Genomic DNA, 19,817 nt, shown 5'->3' with positions numbered 1-19,817 from the left:
GAGTCCTCGGGCAACGAGCCATGAGGTGTACGGCGGGGGGAGGGCGATGGACGTCATCGCTGCCCGCGAAGGGACGGGCCTCCGTCAGAGGTCGTGGACTCGTGGCAGGGGCGCTGCCCGCCGACGCTAGTCGAGGCTGGCCAGCTCCTCGGGGGACAGGCGCAGCGCCCCGGCGGCCAGGTTCTCGACCAGATGGTCGGGGTTGCCGGTGCCGGGGATGGCCAGTAGGTGCGGGCCGCGGCTGAGGGTCCACGCGATCCGCACCTGCGCCGGCGTCACGCCGTGGGCGCGGGCGATGGCGTGCACCGCCTCGTTGGTGGCCACGCCGCCGGCCGCACGTCCGTCGCCGGCGATCGCGAAGAACGGTACGAAGGCGACACCCTGCTCCCCGCAGGTGCGCACGAAATCGTCGTGCGTACGTCGGGTGTCCACGCCGTACGGGTTCTGCACGCAGACCACCGGGGCGATCGCCTGCGCCTGCGCGAGGTGATGGGGGCGAATGTTCGACAGGCCGAGATGCCGGATGAGGCCGGCGTCGCGCAGGTCGGCCAGCGCGCCGAAGTGCTCCGCGACCGAGTCCAGCCCGTGCTGGCGCAGGTTCACGACGTCCAGGTGGTCGCGGCCGAGCTGGCGCAGGTTCTCCTCGACCTGCCCGCGCAGTTGGTCTGGCCGGGCCAGCGGCAGCCACTCCCCGGACGGGTCGCGGCCCGGCCCGACCTTCGTGGTGATGACCAGTTCGTCGGCGTACGGCGAGAGCGCCGTGTTGATTAACTCGTTGGCCGACCGCAGCGGCGAGAAGTAGAACGCCGCCGTGTCGATGTGGTTGACCCCGAGCTCGACCGCCAGGCGCAGCACACCGACCGCCCGGTCGCGGTCGCTCGCCGCGCTGCCGTTGCCGGTCAGGCGCATCGCGCCGAACCCGATCCGGTTGACGGTCAGGTCGCCGAGCGTCCAGGTGCCCGCGGAGTCCGCAGTGATCATGTTGATGGGCATTGGGCGAACCTAGCCATCCCCGCTGACCTGCGCAGCCGGTCATCTGCCCGATATCGCTCCGGCGAGATCGTTGCTAAGTTATCTACAGTGAGGCGCTCTGTCGGACCGACTCCGCCACCCCGTAGTCGAACAGACACCGCCCTGGTCGAACAGACACCGCCCTAGTCGAACAGCCCCAACCGGACGACGGCGTCCCGGGCCAGCAGGAAACCGGCGATGCCGAGGATCCAGCCCAGCATGCTGCCGGAGCTGCGCATGATCCAGGCGTTCAGCCGGGCCAGCACCGGCTCGACCAGCCTCGGCCAGGCCACCCGGGCGGCCAGCAGCAGCACCGCCGGCAGCACCATCACCAGGCAGTAGCCGGCGAGCAACCCCACCACGCTCCCCGCGCCGAGCCCGGAGGTGGTCAGCAGGCCGACCGCGCCGAGGTACGGCAGCATCGTCGCCACCTCGGCGAGCGCGGCGAGCAGCGCCAGCCCGACCAGCCAACGCACCGACGAGTCCCCGCCGGCGACCCGGTCCCGCCACCGCAGCACCCCGCCGCCGCGCGGACGGCGCTTGCCGTCGTAGCGGAAACTCAGCGCGAACAGCCCGACCCCGAGGGCGAGCTGCGCCCAGAGCACCGGCCGGTTGTCCATCGCCCCGCCGAGCACGTCGGCCAGCCGGCTGCCGCCGAGTGTCAGCACCAGCCCGACGGCGAAGTAGAAGGCGGCAATCGTGCCGAGATAGACGAGGATCCGCCGGACGCTGACCCTGCCGGGAGCCAGCAGCAGCCAGACCGGGATGAAGAGCGTGCCGATGCTCGTGCTGTCGACCAGGGCGAGGCCTGCTAGTGACAGCAGCAGGCCGGCGCTCATGCGGGGCGTCCGGGAAGTAGGGGCACGCCATGATTCTGTTCCGACGCCGTGCCGGTGGACTCGGCCCACGGAACGAACGTCCGCTACATCCTTCGACGGACAGCCCCGGTGAGCCCGGGTCACCCCCTGCCCGGCTCACCGGGCCGTCGCCGGGTCGCGGCCGGCGGCCCGGGGAAACGCGAGGTCGAGGTGGAGCCGGCCGAGGCCGTCGTCGCCGTGTGTCCGCGCCGCTCTTCGGGGCTCAGATGCCGTCCCAGAAGGTCAGCCGGTGCGCGGCGCTCCGGTCGAAGTGGCCCACCCTGTCGAGGTCCAGGCCCTGGACGTACGGGTACTGCCGCCACGCCGGTAGGCCGCGACCGTTGGGGTCACCCGTGGCGGCGAACCGCGCCCAGTAGCCGATCATCAGGTCGCCGAGTCGACGCTGCTTGTCGGTGAGCGGGGCGGACTCCCACGACGGGTCGAAGAGGAACGGCAGTTCCGAGCCGTGCGATGCCAGGGGCTCCACCTGCTCGTCGGGGAACGGGAAAAGCTGCGGTGCCGTCCGGTCGAGGAACTCGTAGGAATAGACCGGGACGTGCCTGGCCAGCAACCGATCGGTGTCCCGCGCCGACCGCGCCCAGTCGAGGTCGCTCAGCACGGCGGCAGCCGTCTGGGTCGGCACGTCGCCGGGCGGATAGGCCGCCAGGACAGCCGGTGCCCGCTCTCCGAAGATCTGGGTGAGGCCGTCGACGTACTGTGCGGCGGTGAGCTTGGGAAACACCATCGATGCGAACATGGTGCCCTCGTCCCGGGTGATGCCGGACAGGATCGGCACCCGGTGGAAGCGTCCCTCGGCGAACACCACTGCCGGGTCTTCCGGCAGCACGGTGTTGCCGTATCCGGGGAGAGGCAGTGCGGGCTGCGCGAGGAGTTCCTGAGTCGACTTACCCCTCAGACAGGCGACGTCGGAGCAGGAGACCCGCTCGGCGACGAGCTGCCCGTGTCCCTCGTGAGCCGAGGCAGGAACCCAGAGTGGCACGTCCAGGACCGCCGGCAGGTCGCCCTGCCTCCAACACGGGGAACTCTGGGTGATCGCGCGGTGGAACAGGCCGGCCGAGGCCGGAGCGGCGAGTTGGGCGCATACCGAGTGCGAGCCCGCTGACTCACCGGCGAGCGTGACATTTCCTGGATCACCGCCGAACGCGGTCGCGTTGCGCCGTACCCACCTCAGCGCCGCCTGCTGGTCCTGCACGCCGAACGCACCGCTGTCGGGCAGCCCGGGGTGGCCGAAGAAGCCGAAGATTCCCAGCCGGTAGTTGAGGGTCACCACAACGATGTCGCCGCGCGTGGCGAGGCGGACGGCGTCGTAGTCGCTGCCGGCGCCTTTCGTCAGGCTGCCGCCGTGCAGCCAGACCAGCACCGGTTTGCGATTGCGGGGTGAGGCGCCACGCGGTGCGGTCACGTTGAGGTAGAGGCAGTCCTCGCTGTCGCTGGCTGGCAGGCCCCAGTTGTCAGCTGTCTGCGCGCACCGGTTGCCGGGTCGTGTCGCGTCGCGGACGCCTGCCCACGGCTCGACAGGTTGCGGGGAGCGCCAGCGCAGCTCCCCGACGGGCGCGGCGGCGTAGGGAATGCCCTGGAAGAGCCGGTGGTCACCGCGCACGGTGCCGGCCATCCAGCCGGCGTCGGTGCGCACCTTGCCCGGATCGGCGGCCGCAGGCACAGGCAGCGCCAGCAACGCGGCGACGATCATGACGGTCGTCAGGATTCGCATGCGACCAACGCTGTCATCCGACAGCCGTGGTCGGGATGATGTTTCCCGCCCGACAGGGGTGTAGCTACCTACACCTGGCGGGCGGCCGCGACGGCGGCGAAGAGCGGTGCCGCGGCGTCGTGGTCAGCGAGGGTCACACCGGCGGCGCCCCCTGGCCGGCCCGCCACGCCGCGAACGCCAGGAGCGCGGCCGCCGCGGCAATCAGCTCCGGCTCGGCCCGGCGCAGCACGTCGGTCCAGAGCGCGATGTCCGCGTACCGTCCGTCGGTGCGCACCCAGGAATGGTCGCGTACCGGCTCCCGGGTCAGCAGCACGCTCGGCCAGGCCACCTCGTCGTCGGTGAGCACCTGCGCCCGCTGGTGCCGGCGCAGGGCGGCGCGGAGCGCGGCGGCCCCCGCCGAGGATCGGCCGCTCGGCGCGGGCGGTGGCCTCGCGTACGGCCGATCGGGCCGGACCCGTCACCGGGGCGACAGCGCGGCCCGGTCGGGCAGGGCGACCTGGCCGGCGATGTCGGCCGCCGCGCTGACCTCGCTGGCGCCGGCGTCGAAGGGCCTGTCCTCGGGCGGGCAGCACTCCGGCTCGGTGCAGACGTACGACCAGTAGCGACCCCCGGTGACGCGGAGCCGGTCAGGTCGGCCCACGGGACGGACGTCGGCTACGTCCTTCGACGGACCACACCACGTCGTCGCCCAGCGGCCTGCGCGGGCGGCACGAGTTCCTGCCCGCTGTGCCGCCCCCGGGCCGCGAGAGCGGATCGGGTACGACGGATCCGGCCGGCCCGTGGTCGACTGCCCGATGTGGAGCTGACCGTCGGAGAGCAGCACCTTCCGGCCATCCTGGACCTGCCGGTCGGGCCTGCCCGGGGCGCACTCGCCGTGCTGCACGGCTCCCACGCCGGCGCCCGGTCGTACTTCCTCTACGAGCACCTGGCCCGGCTGCTGCCGCCGGCTGGCGTCGCGGTCCTCCGTCACGACCGGCGCCCCCGGATCGACGGCCGCGACGTTCCGCTGAGCGCCCAGTCCGACGACGCGGCGGCGGCCCTCGACGTGCTGCGCCGACGGGTCGGCGACGTGCCCGTCGGGCTGTGGGGGTTCAGCCAAGGGGCGTGGGCGGCGGCGCTCACCGCCAGCCGGCACCCGGTCGACTTTCTCGTGCTCGTCGGGTGCAGCGGGGTCAGCCCCGCACGGCAGATGCGCTACGGCACCGCCGAGCAGCTTCGCCGCCACGGGTACGGCGACGCGGACCTCGCCGAGCTGGACCGGCTGCGCGGGGTCGCGGAGACCTGTCTGCGCGGCGGGCTGCCCCGGGCGGTCGCCCAGGCCGAGCTGGACGCCGCCGTCGGGCGGCCCTGGTTTCCGCTGGCGTTCCTGCCGCGCAAGGTGCCGGAGCCGGGCACCTGGGCCGACATGGACTTCGATCCGGAGCCGGTCTTCGCGGCGCTGTCCTGCCCGGTGCTGCTCTGCTACGGCGAGACCGACGCCTGGACGCCGATCGAGGAGAGTCTGGCGGTGTGGCACCGGGCCGCCCGCGCCGCCGAGCTGACCGTCGCCAGGCTGGCCGGCTGCGACCACGCGCCCACCCTGCACGAGGCCGACGACCTGACCGCGATCAGCCCGCAGTACGAGGAGGCCCTGCTCCACTGGTTGGAGGGACGTCTATCCCGACCGGTCAGGGACGTGGCTGGATCGGGAAGCGGCCCCGGCGGATCCGCCAGTGACGCCCGGCCTTCAGGTGGTCGATGATCGCCCGCTGGAGCACGGTGCGGCGCGGCAGCCGGTCGAGCGGCGTGGTCAGGCTGCGGAACACGAACCGCAGCACCTCGACGTCGGCGTCCAGCCCTTCCGGCTCCTCGTAGGGCTCCAGCTCGAACATCCGCTGGAACCGGACGATGTTGGAACCCTCGGGCAGGTATTCCCGCAACTGCGGATCGAGCAGCCACGACCCGCAGGCGAACGCCGTGTAGTGCTCGTCGGGGAAGTGGCGCGGAAAGAACGCGCGGGCCTCGTCGAGCGACGCGGCGACCGCCTCCGGGGTCATCGGCCCCGACTCGGGAATGTGCAGGTCGAGGGCGGTGCCGCCACGCTGGTATTGCAGGCGGCCCAACTCGTAGAGGCCGCCGCGCGCGTGCAGCGTGAGCCAGCTCTGCATGACCGGCCAGCCCTCGCGGTGCATCCGCCGGTCGATGGCGAGGTTGCGGCCCAGGTCGGCGAGGGTCGCCCAGGACACGGCGTCGGAGATGCCGTGGTCGCGGTGGTAGCCCCTGACGATGTCGACCAGGGCCAGGTACGCGTACACGTAGAGATGCCGCCAGGCGGGGCCCCGGTCGCGCGGCAGCGCGGGGCCGGGCGGCAGCCAGGCGTGGCCCCCGAGGTCGGCGCGGACCAGGGCGGTCGAGCGGTCGAGCAGCCAGCGCAGCTCCGGCGTCCACAGCGGAGAGCCGGGGTCGGGCCAGCCCGCCATGATCTCGACGGCGTCGTCCGGTCGCACCGCGAGCCGGTCGAGGAGCGCGGGCGCGTCGGCCTTGGCGGGCAGCGGCGCCGACGGCCGGTCGCCGGCGAGCCGGTGCACGCGCTCGACGTCCTCGACGGGCACCCCGAGCCGCGCTGCGGTGTCGTCCAGGTCCACGCGGTCGACCCTACCGGCCGGTCGGTGTCTTCCACGGCCCGTGCCGCTCGGGCAGATCCCGCTGCGGCGACCCGAGCGCCGCTGCACCCGACAGCTCGCGTCGGCCGGCTCACCGGAGGCCGCCCCGGGTGCGCCTGCGGCGCACGACGCCCGGCCTGCCGACGGCCGGCCAACCGTCCAATTCGGACGGCGGCACGCCCCGGCGCAGCAGGTCGTCGAGGAGCAGCGCCAGCGGGTAGTCGGGGTGCTCGGCCAGGCCCCGCTCCAGGGCCACCGCCGCCAGCGCGCCCTGCCCCGCCCGCCAGGCCGCGAACGCCAGCAGCGCGGCCGGCGCGGCGGTCAGCCCCGGCTCGGCCCGGCGCAGCACGTCGGCCCAGAGCGCGATGTCCTCGTCGCGCCCGTCGGTGCGCTCCCAGGCGTGGTCGCGCACCGGCAGGTGGGTCAGCAGCAGGCTCAGCCAGGCCACCTCGTCGTCGCTGAGCCGTTGTCCCCGCCGGTGCCGGCGCAGCGCGCCGCGTACGGCCGTCGTGCCGGCGGCCCGGACCGCCCGCCCGCTGCGCAGGTCCGCCGCCGGGGCCCTGTGCAGCAGGGCCGCCAGGCGCCGCTCGGCGCGGGCGGTGGCCCGGCGTACGGCCGAGCGGGCCGGACCGGTCACCGGGGCGACCTGCGCGACGAGGGCGGCCCGGTCGGGCAGGGCGACCTGACCGGCGAAGACGGCCGCCGCGCTGACCTCGCTGGCCCCGGCGTCGAAGGGCCTGCCCTCGGGTGGGCAGCACTCCGGCTCGGTGCAGACGTACGACCAGTAGCGACCCCCGGTGACGCGGAGGGCGTCGAGCACGGGCAGCCCGGCCCCGGTCAGCGCGGCGCGCACGGCGTCGACCGCCGGGGTGACCCGGGCGGCCGGGCCGTAGCCCAGGACCGTGGCGGTCTCGGCGTGCTGCCGGGCGACGACGCCGGCGAGGTGCCGGGCGGCGTCGCCCGGATCGGCGAGGTCGGGCAGGGCGGCGCGGGCGGCGAAGGTGATCCGGCGGGCCCGCATCGCGACCACGACGACGCTGTCGGCCGGGTGGAAGCCGAGCAGGTACGGCACGGCGGCGATGAGGTCGGCCGGGGAACGGACGGTGAGCCGGGGGCGGTCGGTCGGGGTCATGGCTGGCAGCCTGCGGCGCGGGCGAGACCGCCGGCAGCCCCTGTGGACGACACGCGGGTTGTCCACAGACACGGAGCGTGTCGCCCCAGCTCAGGCGTTCACGCCTCCACGGGCGCGGAGCGTTTCGGCTGGTCCGCCACCAGCGACGCCAGCTCACTGCGGGAGCCGACGCCCAGCTTCGGGTACGCCTTGTAGAGGTGGTAGCCGACCGTGCGGGGACTCAGGAAGAGCTGCGCGCCGATCTCGCGGTTGCTCAGCCCCCGGGCCGCCAGCTGCACCACCTGGTGTTCCTGCGGGGTCAACCGCCGCACCGCGTCCGTGTCGGCGGCCCGGACGCTCTCCCCGGCGGCGCGCAGTTCGGCCCGCGCCCGCGCGCTCCAGGGCCGGGCCTGGAGCCGGTCGAAGATCTCCAGCGCCGAGTGCAGCACGATCCGCGCCTCGCTGACCCGGCGCGCCCGGCGCAACCACTCGCCGTGGAGCAGTTCGGTGCGGGCCCGTTCGAACGGCGGGCCGCCCTGCCGGTGCAGCGCGACAGCCCGGGCGAACCGGTCGTCGGCGTTGCCGTCCAGCAGCGCCTGGCACCGCAGTGCGACCGCCCGCGCCCACGGCTGGCGGACGTGCGCGGCCCAGTCGGCGTACTGCCGGGCGGCGGGCAGCCCGTCCGCCGGCCGGTCCACCCGTACCGCGGCCTCCACCAGGTCGGGAAGGCTGGCCATCGCGCCGCCGCGGTGCCGCGCGGCCAGCATCCCGGAGAGCCGGCCGAAGGCCGCCTCGTACCGGCCGAGGCCCAGGTCCAGCAGGCTCAGCGCGCCCGCCGCGTGGACGTTGCCCGGCGTCACGCCCCGCGCGATCGGTTCCGCGGTCAGCTCGACGCACCGCCCTTCGTCACCCCGGACGGCGGCCAGGGCGGCCAGCACGGTGTTCAGGTAGACCGCGTGCGGGCGCTGCCCGGTGTCGGCGGCGACCCGCAGACCCTCCGTGGCGCTGGCCTCCGCGTCGTCGTGCCAGCCCGACATGAGCTGGGTGCGGGCGAGCAGCGGGAGCACCGAGGCCAGCAGGCCGGCGGCGCCCTGCCGACGGGCCGTGTCGGCAAGTCGCGCCGCGATGTCGTGGGCGCTGTCGACGTCGGCGAGCATCAGGTGCCACCACCCGATGTCGAGCAGCTCCAGGTGCTGCGCGCAGCCCGTCGTCTCCTCGACCAGCAACCGCAGCGGTTCGACCGAGGCGTCGGAGAGGGCGTGCTGCGCGGCGAACACCTGGGACAGCGCGGTCACGAGGTGGGCGCTGGGCACGCCCAGTTCCTCGGCCCGCGCGGCGGTGCGCTCCAGCGCGCCGAGGTCGTCCGCGTGGGCCGCCGCCCGGCCGGCGCGGAAGAGCAGGTGACCGGCCCGACGCGGGTCGAGGGAGGCCACCGCCACGGCGGCGTCGGAGAGCAGGCGGTGGGCCTCCTTCGGGCGGTCCCGCGAGTCCAGCACGACGGCGCGGACCAGGGCGATGTCGGCCAGTTGCACGGGATCGGTGACGTAGTCGGCGGCCTCGTCGGCCAGCGCCGCGGCCCGATCCAGCTGGCCGGCGTCGGCGGCCGCCTCCGCCGCCGTGGTCAGCCGCTGCCCGCGCCGGGCCCGGTCCGCGGTGAGCGCGGCGGCCCGCTCGCACATCGCCGAGACCGCCGCGCTCACCCGGGGCGACCCGCTGCGGGCAGCGGTCTCCAGTGCCTGCGCCGCTTCCTCGTCCGGCCCGATGGCCATCGCCGACCGGTGCCAGGCGTACGAGCAGACGTCGCCCCGGGCCGCGTAGACCGCCGCGAGCGCCCCGTGCGCCGCCATCCGGCTGTCGACCTCCGCGCTCTCCCGCACCGCCGTACGCACCAGCGGGTGGCGGAACACCAGCCGGCCCTCCACCAGCCGCACCAGCTGCGCCTGCTCGGCGGGAACCAGGTCGTCCCGGGTGCAGCCGAGGCGTTCGGCGGTCGGGAGCACCACGGCGGCGTCGGCGGTGGACGCCTCGGCGGCGACGACGAGCAGCCGCCGGGTCGCCTCGGGCAGCCGCCGCACCCGCTCGGCGAAGACCTGGTGCAGCCGCTGGTAGCGCGAGGACGGCACGCGGCGCGGCTCGCCGTCGAGCGGCAGTTCCAGCAGGGCGAGCGGGTTGCCCTGCGCCTCGGTGAGCAGATCGGACCGGAGGTAGCCGGGCACCGGCTCCGGCCGTTGCGCGACCAGGGCGGCGGCCGCCGCCTCGTCCAGCGGCCCGATCGGCAGCTCCGGCAGGCCGGCCGGGTCGAACGGGGACGGCTCGTCGGCACGGACCGCGACGACCACCGCGATCGCCTCGGCGTCGAGCCTACGCACGGCGAAGAGCAGCGCCTCCGCCGAGGCCGCGTCGAGCCAGTGCGCGTCGTCGACGAGGCAGAGCAGTGGGCGCTCCTCGGCCAGCTCGGCCAGCAGGCTCAGCACCGCCAGCCCGACGAGGAACCGGTTCGCGTCGCCGCCGGCCTCCTGCCCGAGCGCCGCCCGCAGCGCCCGGGCCTGGGGAGCGGGCAGGGCGTCCAGCCGGTCGGTCTCCCGGCCGAGCAGCAGGTGCAGCCCCGCGTAGGGGAAGCCCGTCTCCGACTCGATCCCGTCCGTGCGCAGCACCCGCATGTCGCCGGCCAGGTGCGCGGCGTGGTCGAGCAGGGCCGACTTGCCGATCCCGGCCTCGCCCCGCAGGACGAGCACCCCGCTGCGGCCGGACCGCGCCTGCCGGAGCAGGGTGTCGATCCGGGAGATCTCCTCGGTCCGGCCGTGCAGCACGGGACAAGGCTACGCGGCCACCGTCGCGCTCATCGCCTGGTACAGGGACTCCTCCGACAGCGCGCCGTTCAGCGTACGGCCGGCGATCCGGAACACCGGCACCCCGCGTACGCCCTCGGCCCGCACCCGGGCGAGTTCGGCGCGCACGTCGTCGTCGCCGCCGTCCTGCCAGGCGACGCCCGCCTCGTCGGCGAGCCGGCGCAGCGTGGCCGGGTCGGCGATGTTGAGCTCGTCGGTGTGGTGGGCGCGGAACAGCCGCTCCACCATCGCCTCGCCCCGCCCCTGCCGGGCGGCCACCGCGATCAGGCGGTGCGCGGGCAGCGTGTCGGACCACACCGCGTGGCGGTGGCGGAACGTCAGCCCCTCGCTCGCCGCCTTGGACTCGATGCCGGCGACCGCGTCGTCCGCCCCCGCCCCGAAGGCCCGGCGCAGCACGTCGATCTTCGGTTCGCCGTCGACCGTGGCGCGGGGGTCCAGTTGGAACGGCCGGAACCGCACCCTCACCTCCCCGCCCTCGGCGCGGATCCGGGCCGCCGCGCGCTGGAACCGGGCGAAGGCGAAGTACGACCACACGCACGGCACGTCGAATACGAATTCCACATCCATCGTCCGCTCCATTCTCTGTTCCTCCGGGTCAGGCCGCGTACGGGACACGCTCGCGGGCCTCGCGCAGCGCCCGGCCCCACCACCCGAGCTGTTCCAGGACGGCCTTGGCAGCGCTGTCGCAGCCCTGCGGATCCACCGGCGAACCGGACTCGTCGAACTTGTCCCAGCAGCCGTGGAAGCTGACCGTGTCCCGCACGGTCGTCGCGTGCACCTCGGCGAAGACCGTGCGCAGGTGCTCCACGGCGCGCAGGCCACCGGCGAGCCCGCCGTAGGAGACGAAGCCGACCGGCTTGGCGCGCCACTCGTCCCGGTACCAGTCGATCGCGATCTTGATCGAGGCCGGGTAGCTGTGGTTGTACTCCGGCGTGACCACCACGAAGGCGTCAGCGGCGGCCAGCCGCGGCGCGAGCGCGTCGACCGCCGCCGGCTGCGGCGCGCCGAAGGCGGTCAGCGTCGCCGGCAGGTCGATCTCGGCCAGGTCGATCACATCCACGTCGAAGCCGCCGTGCCGGCGCGCCTGGTCGACGAACCAGGCGGCCACCACCGGGCCGAAGCGCCCCTCCCGGGTGCTGGCCACGATGACGGCGAGACGCAACTTCTGCGTAGTCACGGATGTTCTCCCAGGTCGGTCGGGGTGTGTGTCACCACGCTAGGCAGCCGGCGGCCCCCCGCCATCTGTCAACCGACCGGTCACGGACCCGGACCCCGCCCCGGTGGCCGGTACGGTCGTTCGACAGATGCCCGGCGGGCGTCCGCGTTCCTACCGTCGGCGTCCATGACCACCACACACGCGTCGCAGCAGCCACCGCCCGTCGTCCGCACCCGCTGGGCCCCGGTCGCCGCGGTGGCCCTCGCCATGCTCGTAGTGACCTCCGAGATGAGCATCGCCGGCGTGGTGCTGCCCTCGATCGGCTCCGACCTGGCGGCCGACCCGGCGGCCACCACCTGGGTGTTGCTGGCGTACGCGCTCCCGATGGCCGCGATCTCCATTCCGGCCGGCCGCTGGGCCGACCAGGCCGATCCCCGGCTGATCTTCGTCGTGTCCATGGTCGGCATCGGCGTCACCAGCGTGCTCGCGGCCCTCGCGCCGACGATGTGGGTGCTGCTTGCCGTACGGCTGCTCCAGGGCGTCACCGGCGGGCTCACCCTGGCGGTCTACCTGCCGGTGATCGCCGCGACCGTGCGGGCGGACCAGCGGGCCCGCGCGATCGGCACGGTGGTGACCATCATGACCATCGGCGGGATGGCCGGCACCTCGCTCGGCGGGCTGGTCGCGGGCGCGTTCGGCTGGCGGGCGGTGTTCCTGCTCAAGCTGCCCCTCGTCGCGGCCGCGCTCTGGCTGGGCCTGCGGGCGCTGCCCCGCGACGGCCGGGGACTGCCCAACCCCGGCCTGCCGCTGCTGAGCGAGGTGGCGCTGCTGGGCGGCACGGTCGCCGCGGTGCTCGTCGCGGTCGACGAGGTCGCGGCGCGGCCGGCGGTGGCCGCCGGGCTGGGCGCGCTCGCCGTGGGACTCGGCCTGGCCTGGGCCCGGCTGCCCGCCGCGCGACCGATCATCGCGCTGGTACGCGACCGTCGCTTCGGGTTCACCGTCCTCGGGCTCTTCCTGGTGTGCTTCAACATCGCGCTGACGGCCTTCCTCCTGCCGTACTTCCTCGCCGATGTGCTGCACGAGGGCCCGGAGGTGACCGGAATGCTGCTGCTGGTCAACATCGGCGCCATGACGGTCGCCTCGCCGGTCGCCGGCTGGCTCGCCGACCGGATCGGCGCGCTGCCGGCGGCGGCGACGGGTGCCGCGCTGGTAGCCGGGGCCACGCTGCTGCCGGTCACGCTCCCCGCCGACGCCGGGCTGACGCACGTCGGGTGGCAGATCGCGGTGATCGGCGTCGGGTTCGGCCTGTTCAACACCCCGATCATCGCGGCGGTCATGGCGGCGGCGCCCGCCGGCGCCACCGGCGCCGCCGGCGGGGTCAGCGGCACCGTACGGATGATCGCGACGACGCTCGCGCCTGCCGTCGCCGCGCTGTGCTGGACCGCCGGCGGCGGCGGGCTGGCCGGCTTCCGTACCGCCCTGGTGGTGCTCACGGCGATCCAGGTCGCCGGGGTGCTGGCGCTGTTGGCCGCCCGCCGGCGGCACACCACCGCGACGCCCGCCCGCGTCGCCGCGTGACGGGTTACCGTGCGCGGATGGATCTGGCGTACCTGCGGGCGCACCCGGAGCACCTGCCGACCTTCCTGACCCATCAGCGGATCCGGGAGACGCCGGTCGCCGGCGGCGACATCTGCGCCGCGTCCCGGCTGACCCTCGACGACGGCCACTCGATCTTCGCCAAGAACTGGCCGGAGAGCGCCGGCCGGCCGGTGCCGGAGGGCTTCTTCACCGCCGAGGCGGCCGGCCTGCGCTGGCTGCGGGAGGCGGGCGCCGTCGCGGTGCCGGAGGTGGTCGTGGCGCTGCCCGAGCTGCTGGCGCTCGACTGGGTGGAGCCTGGCGAGCCGACGCCCGAGGCGGCCGAACGGTTCGGCCGGGAACTGGCGGGGCTGCACCGGGCCGGCGCGCCGGCGTTCGGGGCCGGATGGACCGGGTTCGTCGGGGCGCTCCCGCAGGACAACACGCCGGACGAGGGGCCGTGGTCGCGCTGGTTCGCCGAGCGCCGGCTGGTCCCGTACCTGCGCCGGTCCGTGGACGGCGGCGCGCTGACCGGCGCGGAGACCGCACTGGTCGAGGAGGTCGTCGACCGGATCGGGGAGTTCGGCGGGGACGAGCCGCCGGCCCGCATCCACGGCGACCTCTGGCCCGGCAACGTGCTCTGGGGGGCCGACGACCGGGTGTGGCTGGTGGACCCGGCCGCGCACGGCGGGCACCGGGAGACCGACCTGGCGCAGCTGGCGCTCTTCGGCGGCGTGCCCCACCTCGACCGGGTCCTCGCCGCGTACGCGGAGGCGTGGCCGCCCGCCGACGGGTGGCGGGCGCGGGTGCCGCTGCACCAGCTCCACCTGATGCTGGTGCACACCGCCCTCTTCGGCACGGCGTACCGCGATGCGGTCGCCCGCACCGCCCGAGCGGCCCTGACCGGGCTGGTGCGCGCTACCGTCGACGGGTGAACGCCGCCCCGCCGACCGACGGCGCCCTCGTCGACCGGTACGGCCGCGTCGCCCGGGACCTGCGCGTGTCCCTGACCGACAAGTGCAACCTGCGCTGCACCTACTGCATGCCGGCCGAGGGGCTGCCCTGGCTGGCCGGCCCGGAACTGCTCGGCGACGAGGAGATCGTCCGGCTGGTCCGGGTCGCGGTGCGGCGACTGGGCGTGACCGAGGTGCGGTTCACCGGCGGGGAGCCGCTGATCCGGCCCGGCCTGGTCGGCATCGTGGCCGCCGTGGCGGCGCTGGAGCCGCGCCCCCGGATCTCGCTCACCACCAACGGCATCGGGCTGGACCGGCTCGCCCCCGCGCTGCGCGCCGCCGGACTGGACCGGGTGAACGTCTCGCTGGACACCCTGGACCCGGAGCGGTTCGCCCGGCTCACCCGGCGCCCGCGCCTGCCGGACGTGCTGGCCGGGCTGGCCGGGGCGACCGCCGCCGGGCTCACCCCGGTCAAGGTCAACACCGTGCTGATGCGCGGCGTCAACGACGACGAGGCCCCGGCGCTGCTCCGCTTCGCGCTGGCGCAGGGCTACGAGCTGCGGTTCATCGAGCAGATGCCGCTGGACGCCCAGCACGGCTGGGACCGGGCCAGCATGGTCACCGCCGACGAGATCCTGGCTCACCTGCACGGCGAGTTCGCCCTGACTTCCGACCCGGCGGAACGCGGCGCCGCCCCGGCCGAGACCTGGCTGGTCGACGGCGGCCCGGCACGGGTCGGCGTGATCGCCAGCGTCACCCGGCCGTTCTGCGGCGACTGCGACCGCACCCGGCTCACCGCCGACGGGCAGGTCCGCGCCTGCCTCTTCGCGACCGAGGAGTCCGACCTGCGCGGCGCGCTGCGGGCCGGGGCGGACGACGACGAGCTGGCCCGGCGCTGGCGGGCCGCGATGTGGGGCAAGCGGGCCGGGCACGGCATCGACGACCCCGCCTTCCTGCAACCCGCCCGGCCCATGTCGGCCATCGGAGGATGACCGTGACCGAACCGACGCGGCCGGCCGACGCCGGACCGCCGGCCCACGCCGCGCAGGCAGCCGACACCGGACAGGCGGCTCCGCCGGCTGACGCCGGACCGCCGCTCACCGTGCGCTACTTCGCCGGGGCGCGGGCCGCCGCCGGCCGGGCCGAGGAGACCGCGTCCGCCGGCGGCGGTCTCGACGAACTCCTGGTGGAGCTGGCCGCGCGGCACGGGGAGCGGCTCGCCGCCGTGCTGCGGGTGGCGAGTTTCCTGGTCGACGGCGTGACCTGTCATGATCGTCGGGCACCGCTACCGGCCGGGGCCACGATCGACGTCCTGCCCCCCTTCGCGGGCGGCTGAGGAGGCGCACAGCATGTTCGCGGCACTGGCGTTCGTGGCCACCATGGCGCTGATCACCGGCCTGATCCACCTCTACCTGTGGAAGCGGCTGGTGCGGGACACCACCGCGCCGGGGCGCTGGCGGCGGATCGGCGGGATCACCGCCCTGGTGTTGGCGCTGCTCGTACCGGCGACCATGGCCGGCACCCAGGCGGGCCTCTACTGGCTCGCGTGGCCGGGCTACCTCTGGCTCGCCGTCATGTTCTACCTGCTGGTCCTGCTGGTGGCGCTGGAAGTGCCGATGCTGGTGACCCGGCTCGTGCTGCGCCGCCGGGTCGCCGCCGCGGAGCCCACCGCCGCCGCGCCCGAGCCCGCCCTGGTCGGCGCGTCGGGCCCGGCCGACCCGCCGGCCGCCGGCGCGGTCGCGCAGCCGGACCACGACCCGGCCCGCCGGTTGCTGCTCGCCCGTGGGGCGGCGATCTTCGCCGGGCTCACCGCCACCGGCCTCACCGGGTACGGCATCCGCACCGCCCTCGGCCCGCCGCGGCTCGACCGGGTGCAGATCCCGCTGGCCAAGCTCCCCCGGAGCATGGACGGCCTGCGGATCGCCACGGTCTCCGACATCCACCTCGGCCCGCTGCGCGGCCGGGCGCACACCGAGCGGATCGTCGCCGCGATCAACCGCCTCGACGCCGACATCGTCGCCGTCGTCGGTGACCTCGTCGACGGTTCGGTGGCCGAGCTGGGCGAGGCGGCCGAGCCGCTGCGCGGCCTGCGCTCCCGGCACGGCAGCTACTTCGTCACCGGCAACCACGAGTACTACTCGGGCGTCGAGGAGTGGGTCCAGGAGCTGGACCGGCTCGGCCTGCGGGTCATGCAGAACGAGCGGACCGAGATCCAGGCCCGGGGCGGGGTGCTGGACCTGGCCGGGGTCAACGACGTCACCGCCGCCGGCACCGGCCTGGCCGCCCCCGCGGACTACGCGGCGGCGCTGGGCGACCGCGACCCGAGCCGACCGGTGGTGCTGCTCGCCCACCAGCCGGTGGCCGCGGTGGAGGCGGCGAAGTTCGGCGTCGACCTGCAACTCTCGGGCCACACCCACGGCGGCCAGATGGTGCCGTTCAACCTGTTGGTGAAGCTCCAGCAGCCGGTGGTCTCCGGCCTCGGCGAGGTCGACGGCACCAAGGTCTACGTCACCAACGGCGCCGGCTTCTGGGGCCCGCCGGTCCGCGTCGGCGCCGAACCGCAGATCACCCTGGTCGAGCTGCGCACCCGCTGACCCCTCGGCGCGGGCGGCTGACCCATGGTCCCGCCCGGCCCATAGCGCGGGACCGTCGGCTTGTCCAGCACCGGCCGCTCAGGTCACGGGTGCGCGTGGCGACCGGCGGGTAATGGATCGGGCGTGACAGGATGCGGCGTGCCTCCGTTCAGCGCCGCACCCTCCGGTGGCCTCCCGCCGTTCGTCGCGGATCTGCACATCCACTCGAAGTACTCGCGCGCGTGCAGCCGCGACCTCACCCTGCCCAACCTGGGCTGGTGGGCGCGGCGCAAGGGCATCGGCGTGCTCGGCACCGGCGACTTCACCCACCCCGCCTGGTACGACCACCTGCGCGAGACGCTGCACCCCGCCGAGCCCGGCCTGCACCGGCTCAGCCCCGAGGCGGAACGGGACATCGCCCGCCGGCTGCCGCCCCGGCTGGCCAGCGAGGCGGAGACGGACCCGGTCCGGTTCATGCTCAGCGTGGAGATCTCCACGATCTACAAGCGGGACGACCGCACCCGCAAGGTGCACCACCTCATCTACCTGCCCGACCTGGACGCGGTGGCCCGGTTCAACACCGCGCTCGGGCGGATCGGCAACCTCGGCTCGGACGGCCGGCCGATCCTCGGCCTGGACTCCCGGGACCTGCTGGAGATCACCCTGGAGGCCAGCGCCGACGGCTACCTGGTGCCGGCGCACATCTGGACGCCGTGGTTCTCCGCGCTGGGCTCGAAGTCCGGCTTCGACGCGATCGCCGACTGCTACGCCGACCTGGCCGACCACGTCTTCGCCGTGGAGACCGGCCTCTCCTCCGACCCGGAGATGAACTGGCGGGTCGGCAGCCTGGACCGCTACCAGCTCGTGTCCAACTCGGACGCGCACTCGCCGCCGGCCCTGGCCCGGGAGGCCACCGTCTTCGCCACCGGGCGGGACTACTTCGCCATCCGGGACGCGCTGCGCACCGGCGACGGGCTGGCGGGGACCATCGAGTTCTTCCCGGAGGAGGGCAAGTACCACGCGGACGGGCACCGGCTCTGCGGGGTCAACTGGTCCCCGGAGCGGACCCGGGCCGCCGGTGGCCGCTGCCCGGAGTGCGGCAAGCCGCTGACCGTCGGCGTGCTGAGCCGGGTCGAGGAGCTGGCCGACCGCCCGGCGGGACACCGGCCCCCGCACGCCCGGGACGTCACCCACCTCGTGCCGCTGGCCGAGATCCTCGGCGAGCTCAACAGGGTGGGCGCCCGCTCGAAGAAGGTCGAGGGAAAGCTCAACGAGCTGCTCGCCGCGCTCGGCCCGGAGCTGGAGATCCTCACCACCACCCCGCTCGCCGAGATTCCGAAGGTCGGCGGGGAGCTGCTCGCCGAGGGCATCGGCCGGCTGCGCCGCGGCGACGTCCGCCGGGTTCCCGGCTACGACGGCGAGTACGGCGTCATCACCCTCTTCGACCCGGCCGAACTGGGCGGCAACGCCGGTACGGCCCAGGAGACCCTCTTCGACGTACCCGTGCCGGCGCAGCGCACCCCCGCGGAGCCGGCGCCGAAGCCCCGCGCCAAGCGCCCGGCGGCGGCCAAGGCCGAGCCGAAGCGCAAGGCCGCGCCGCCCACGCCGCCGCCCCCGATCGCGCCGGCGCCCTCGCCGCACGAGCCGTTCGAGCCCATGCTCGCCGGCATGGAGGAGGTCGGCACCGGCCTGCTGGACCGGCTGGACGCGATGCAGCGGGTGGCCGCGTCCGCGCCCGGCGGCCCGCTGCTCATCGTCGCGGGGCCCGGCACCGGCAAGACCCGGACCCTGACCCACCGGATCGCCTACCTCTGCGCCGAGCTGAACGTCTTCCCGGAGCAGTGCCTGGCGATCACGTTCACCCGGCGCGCCGCCGAGGAGCTGCGGCACCGCCTCGACGGCCTGCTCGGGCCGGTCGCCGAGGACGTCACCGTCGGCACCTTCCACTCGTTGGGGCTGGCCATCCTCCGGGAGAACGCCGACGCCGTCGGCCTGCCGGCGGACTTCCGGATCGCCGACGACACCCAGCGGGCGGAGGCCCGCGCCGAGGCCGGCGCCGACGAGGCCGGCTACACGGCGCTGCTGCGCAAGCAGGACCTGGTCGACCTGGACGAGCTGCTCACCCTGCCGGTCGGGCTGCTGCGCGCGGACAAGAAGCTGGTGCAGCGCTACCGGGAGCGCTGGCGGTGGATCTTCGTCGACGAGTACCAGGACGTCGACGCGGTGCAGTACGAGCTGCTGCGACTGCTCAGCCCCGCCGACGGCAACCTGTGCGCGATCGGCGACCCGGACCAGGCCATCTACTCCTTCCGGGGCGCCGACGTCGGCTACTTCCTGCGCTTCTCGGAGGACTTCACCGACGCCCGGCTGGTGCGGCTGAACCGCAACTACCGCTCGTCGGCCCCCATCCTGGCCGCCGCCGTGCAGGCCATCGCGCCGTCGTCCCTGGTCCGCGGCCGCCGGCTCGACCCGGCCCGGCTCGACCCGGAGGCCCCGCTGGTCGGCCGCTACCCCGCCAGCTCCGTCGCCGACGAGGCCGACTTCGTCGTACGCACCATCGACGAGCTGGTCGGCGGGCTGTCCCACCGGTCGCTGGACTCGGGGCGGATCGACGGGCGGACCACCTCGCTCTCGTTCTCCGACATCGCGGTGCTCTACCGCACCGACGCGCAGGCCGCGCCGATCGTGGACGCGCTGGCCCGGGCGAACATCCCCGTGCAGAAGCGCTCGCACGACCGGCTGCGGGACCGGCCCGGGGTGGCGGCCATCGCCCGCGAGCTGCGGCACGCCGACGGGCTCGACGGATCGCTGGCCGCCCGGGTCCGGCTGGCCGGGCAGGTGCTCGCGGAGCGGTTCGCCGTGCCGACGCTGGACGGCGCCGGCACGGTCCGCCCGGAGGACGTCCGCTCGGCCGTCGACCTGCTCACCCCGCTGGCCCGGCGGTGCGGCGACGACCTGCCGATGTTCCTCTCCCAGCTCGCCACGGGCGCGGAGGTGGACGCCCTCGACCCGCGCGCCGAGGCGGTCACCCTGCTCACCCTGCACGCCGCGAAGGGGCTGGAGTTCCCGGTCGTCTTCCTGGTCGGCGCCGAGGACGGGCTGCTCCCGCTGCGCTGGCCCGGCAGCACGCCCGACGACGACGCAATCGCCGAGGAGCGGCGGCTCTTCTTCGTCGGGCTGACCCGGGCCCAGGACCGCCTGTACGTCAGCCACGCCGCCCGCCGCAGCCGGCACGGCAGTGAACGCGAGTGCGCCCCGTCGCCGTTCCTCGACGCCATCGACCCGGGCCTGTTCGAACGCTTCGGCGACGCCGAGCCCCGCCGTCCCCGGGACCGCCAGCTCCGCCTCATCTGACGGG

The 19,817-nt window shown here is 75.0% G+C and carries 15 protein-coding genes and 1 pseudogene; 7 read left to right on the top strand and 9 right to left on the bottom strand.

The features are described from left to right. Nucleotides 1-126: 126 nt before the first annotated feature. From ACGF7U_RS19440 to ACGF7U_RS19425, 4 genes and pseudogenes are all read right to left on the bottom strand, one after another. Nucleotides 127-993: an aldo/keto reductase gene (locus ACGF7U_RS19440; protein ID WP_393108417.1), complete on the bottom strand. Its 867-nt coding sequence runs from the start codon at nucleotides 991-993 to the stop codon at nucleotides 127-129. A gap of 161 nt (nucleotides 994-1,154) precedes the next feature. Then, nucleotides 1,155-1,850: a GAP family protein gene (locus ACGF7U_RS19435; protein ID WP_393108415.1), complete on the bottom strand. Its 696-nt coding sequence runs from the start codon at nucleotides 1,848-1,850 to the stop codon at nucleotides 1,155-1,157. A 241-nt stretch (nucleotides 1,851-2,091) separates the two neighbouring features. Next, nucleotides 2,092-3,600, bottom strand: coding sequence for a carboxylesterase/lipase family protein (locus tag ACGF7U_RS19430; RefSeq protein ID WP_393108413.1), 1,509 nt, complete (start codon nucleotides 3,598-3,600; stop codon nucleotides 2,092-2,094). Nucleotides 3,601-3,745: 145 nt separating this feature from the next. Then, nucleotides 3,746-4,228 (bottom strand): annotated as a pseudogene (locus ACGF7U_RS19425) (DUF4192 family protein); the annotation flags it as partial. 168 nt (nucleotides 4,229-4,396) lie between these two features. On the opposite strand from ACGF7U_RS19425, the gene ACGF7U_RS19420 reads away from it, so the two are divergent. Then, a complete protein-coding gene (locus ACGF7U_RS19420; protein WP_393108411.1) occupies nucleotides 4,397-5,341 on the top strand; it encodes an alpha/beta hydrolase family protein in 945 nt (314 codons plus the stop codon). On the opposite strand, the gene ACGF7U_RS19415 is transcribed toward ACGF7U_RS19420, so the two are convergent. The 5 genes from ACGF7U_RS19415 to ACGF7U_RS19395 form a co-directional block, all read right to left on the bottom strand. Further along, complete coding sequence (locus tag ACGF7U_RS19415; RefSeq protein ID WP_393108409.1) at nucleotides 5,268-6,224, bottom strand: acyltransferase domain-containing protein; 957 nt, start codon at nucleotides 6,222-6,224, stop codon at nucleotides 5,268-5,270. The genes ACGF7U_RS19420 and ACGF7U_RS19415 overlap by 74 nt on opposite strands. A gap of 109 nt (nucleotides 6,225-6,333) precedes the next feature. After that, complete coding sequence (locus ACGF7U_RS19410) at nucleotides 6,334-7,374, bottom strand: DUF4192 domain-containing protein (RefSeq protein ID WP_393108407.1); 1,041 nt, start codon at nucleotides 7,372-7,374, stop codon at nucleotides 6,334-6,336. A 98-nt stretch (nucleotides 7,375-7,472) separates the two neighbouring features. Continuing rightward, nucleotides 7,473-10,163 (bottom strand): AAA family ATPase, encoded by a 2,691-nt coding sequence (locus ACGF7U_RS19405; protein WP_393108405.1) that lies wholly within the window; start codon nucleotides 10,161-10,163, stop codon nucleotides 7,473-7,475. Nucleotides 10,164-10,172: 9 nt separating this feature from the next. Then, nucleotides 10,173-10,769, bottom strand: a complete 597-nt coding sequence (locus tag ACGF7U_RS19400) for a DsbA family protein (protein ID WP_393108403.1) — start codon at nucleotides 10,767-10,769, stop codon at nucleotides 10,173-10,175. A 28-nt stretch (nucleotides 10,770-10,797) separates the two neighbouring features. Then, nucleotides 10,798-11,379: an NADPH-dependent FMN reductase gene (locus tag ACGF7U_RS19395; protein ID WP_393108401.1), complete on the bottom strand. Its 582-nt coding sequence runs from the start codon at nucleotides 11,377-11,379 to the stop codon at nucleotides 10,798-10,800. A gap of 165 nt (nucleotides 11,380-11,544) precedes the next feature. Here ACGF7U_RS19395 and ACGF7U_RS19390 point away from each other — a divergent pair, with 165 nt between their 5' ends. From ACGF7U_RS19390 to ACGF7U_RS19365, 6 genes are all read left to right on the top strand, one after another. Next, on the top strand, nucleotides 11,545-12,936 hold the full coding sequence (locus ACGF7U_RS19390) for an MFS transporter (protein WP_393108399.1): 1,392 nt from the start codon (nucleotides 11,545-11,547) through the stop codon (nucleotides 12,934-12,936). Nucleotides 12,937-12,953: 17 nt separating this feature from the next. Then, nucleotides 12,954-13,868 (top strand): fructosamine kinase family protein, encoded by a 915-nt coding sequence (locus ACGF7U_RS19385; RefSeq protein ID WP_393108397.1) that lies wholly within the window; start codon nucleotides 12,954-12,956, stop codon nucleotides 13,866-13,868. Beyond that, nucleotides 13,865-14,878 carry a GTP 3',8-cyclase MoaA gene (gene moaA, locus ACGF7U_RS19380; protein WP_393108395.1) on the top strand — a complete coding sequence of 338 codons (1,014 nt, stop codon included), beginning with the start codon at nucleotides 13,865-13,867 and terminating at the stop codon, nucleotides 14,876-14,878. Before ACGF7U_RS19385 ends, moaA begins: the two co-directional genes overlap by 4 nt. Nucleotides 14,879-14,988: 110 nt before the next feature. Next, a complete protein-coding gene (locus ACGF7U_RS19375; RefSeq protein ID WP_393108648.1) occupies nucleotides 14,989-15,222 on the top strand; it encodes a MoaD/ThiS family protein in 234 nt (77 codons plus the stop codon). Nucleotides 15,223-15,235: 13 nt separating this feature from the next. Next, a complete protein-coding gene (locus ACGF7U_RS19370; protein ID WP_393108393.1) occupies nucleotides 15,236-16,480 on the top strand; it encodes a metallophosphoesterase in 1,245 nt (414 codons plus the stop codon). Between the two features lie 138 nt (nucleotides 16,481-16,618). Beyond that, nucleotides 16,619-19,813 carry a UvrD-helicase domain-containing protein gene (locus ACGF7U_RS19365; RefSeq protein ID WP_393108391.1) on the top strand — a complete coding sequence of 1,065 codons (3,195 nt, stop codon included), beginning with the start codon at nucleotides 16,619-16,621 and terminating at the stop codon, nucleotides 19,811-19,813. Nucleotides 19,814-19,817: the final 4 nt, after the last annotated feature.

This window comes from Micromonospora sp. NPDC047670, assembly GCF_043204915.1.
In the GTDB taxonomy this organism is placed as follows: Bacteria; Actinomycetota; Actinomycetes; order Mycobacteriales; family Micromonosporaceae; genus Micromonospora.
The sequence above is the reverse complement of the archived record's forward strand: the minus strand, read 5'-3'. Positions and strand labels throughout refer to the sequence as shown.

What these genes read in the sequence shown, in the direction of transcription:
- ACGF7U_RS19430 (WP_393108413.1), bottom strand. Translation starts at nt 3,600, where the DNA reads ATGCGAATCCTGACGACCGTCATGATCGTCGCCGCGTTGCTGGCGCTG.
- ACGF7U_RS19370 (WP_393108393.1), top strand. Translation starts at nt 15,236, where the DNA reads ATGTTCGCGGCACTGGCGTTCGTGGCCACCATGGCGCTGATCACCGGC.
- ACGF7U_RS19385 (WP_393108397.1), top strand. Translation starts at nt 12,954, where the DNA reads ATGGATCTGGCGTACCTGCGGGCGCACCCGGAGCACCTGCCGACCTTC.
- ACGF7U_RS19390 (WP_393108399.1), top strand. Translation starts at nt 11,545, where the DNA reads ATGACCACCACACACGCGTCGCAGCAGCCACCGCCCGTCGTCCGCACC.
- ACGF7U_RS19440 (WP_393108417.1), bottom strand. Translation starts at nt 993, where the DNA reads ATGCCCATCAACATGATCACTGCGGACTCCGCGGGCACCTGGACGCTC.
- ACGF7U_RS19400 (WP_393108403.1), bottom strand. Translation starts at nt 10,769, where the DNA reads ATGGATGTGGAATTCGTATTCGACGTGCCGTGCGTGTGGTCGTACTTC.
- ACGF7U_RS19410 (WP_393108407.1), bottom strand. Translation starts at nt 7,374, where the DNA reads ATGACCCCGACCGACCGCCCCCGGCTCACCGTCCGTTCCCCGGCCGAC.
- ACGF7U_RS19435 (WP_393108415.1), bottom strand. Translation starts at nt 1,850, where the DNA reads ATGAGCGCCGGCCTGCTGCTGTCACTAGCAGGCCTCGCCCTGGTCGAC.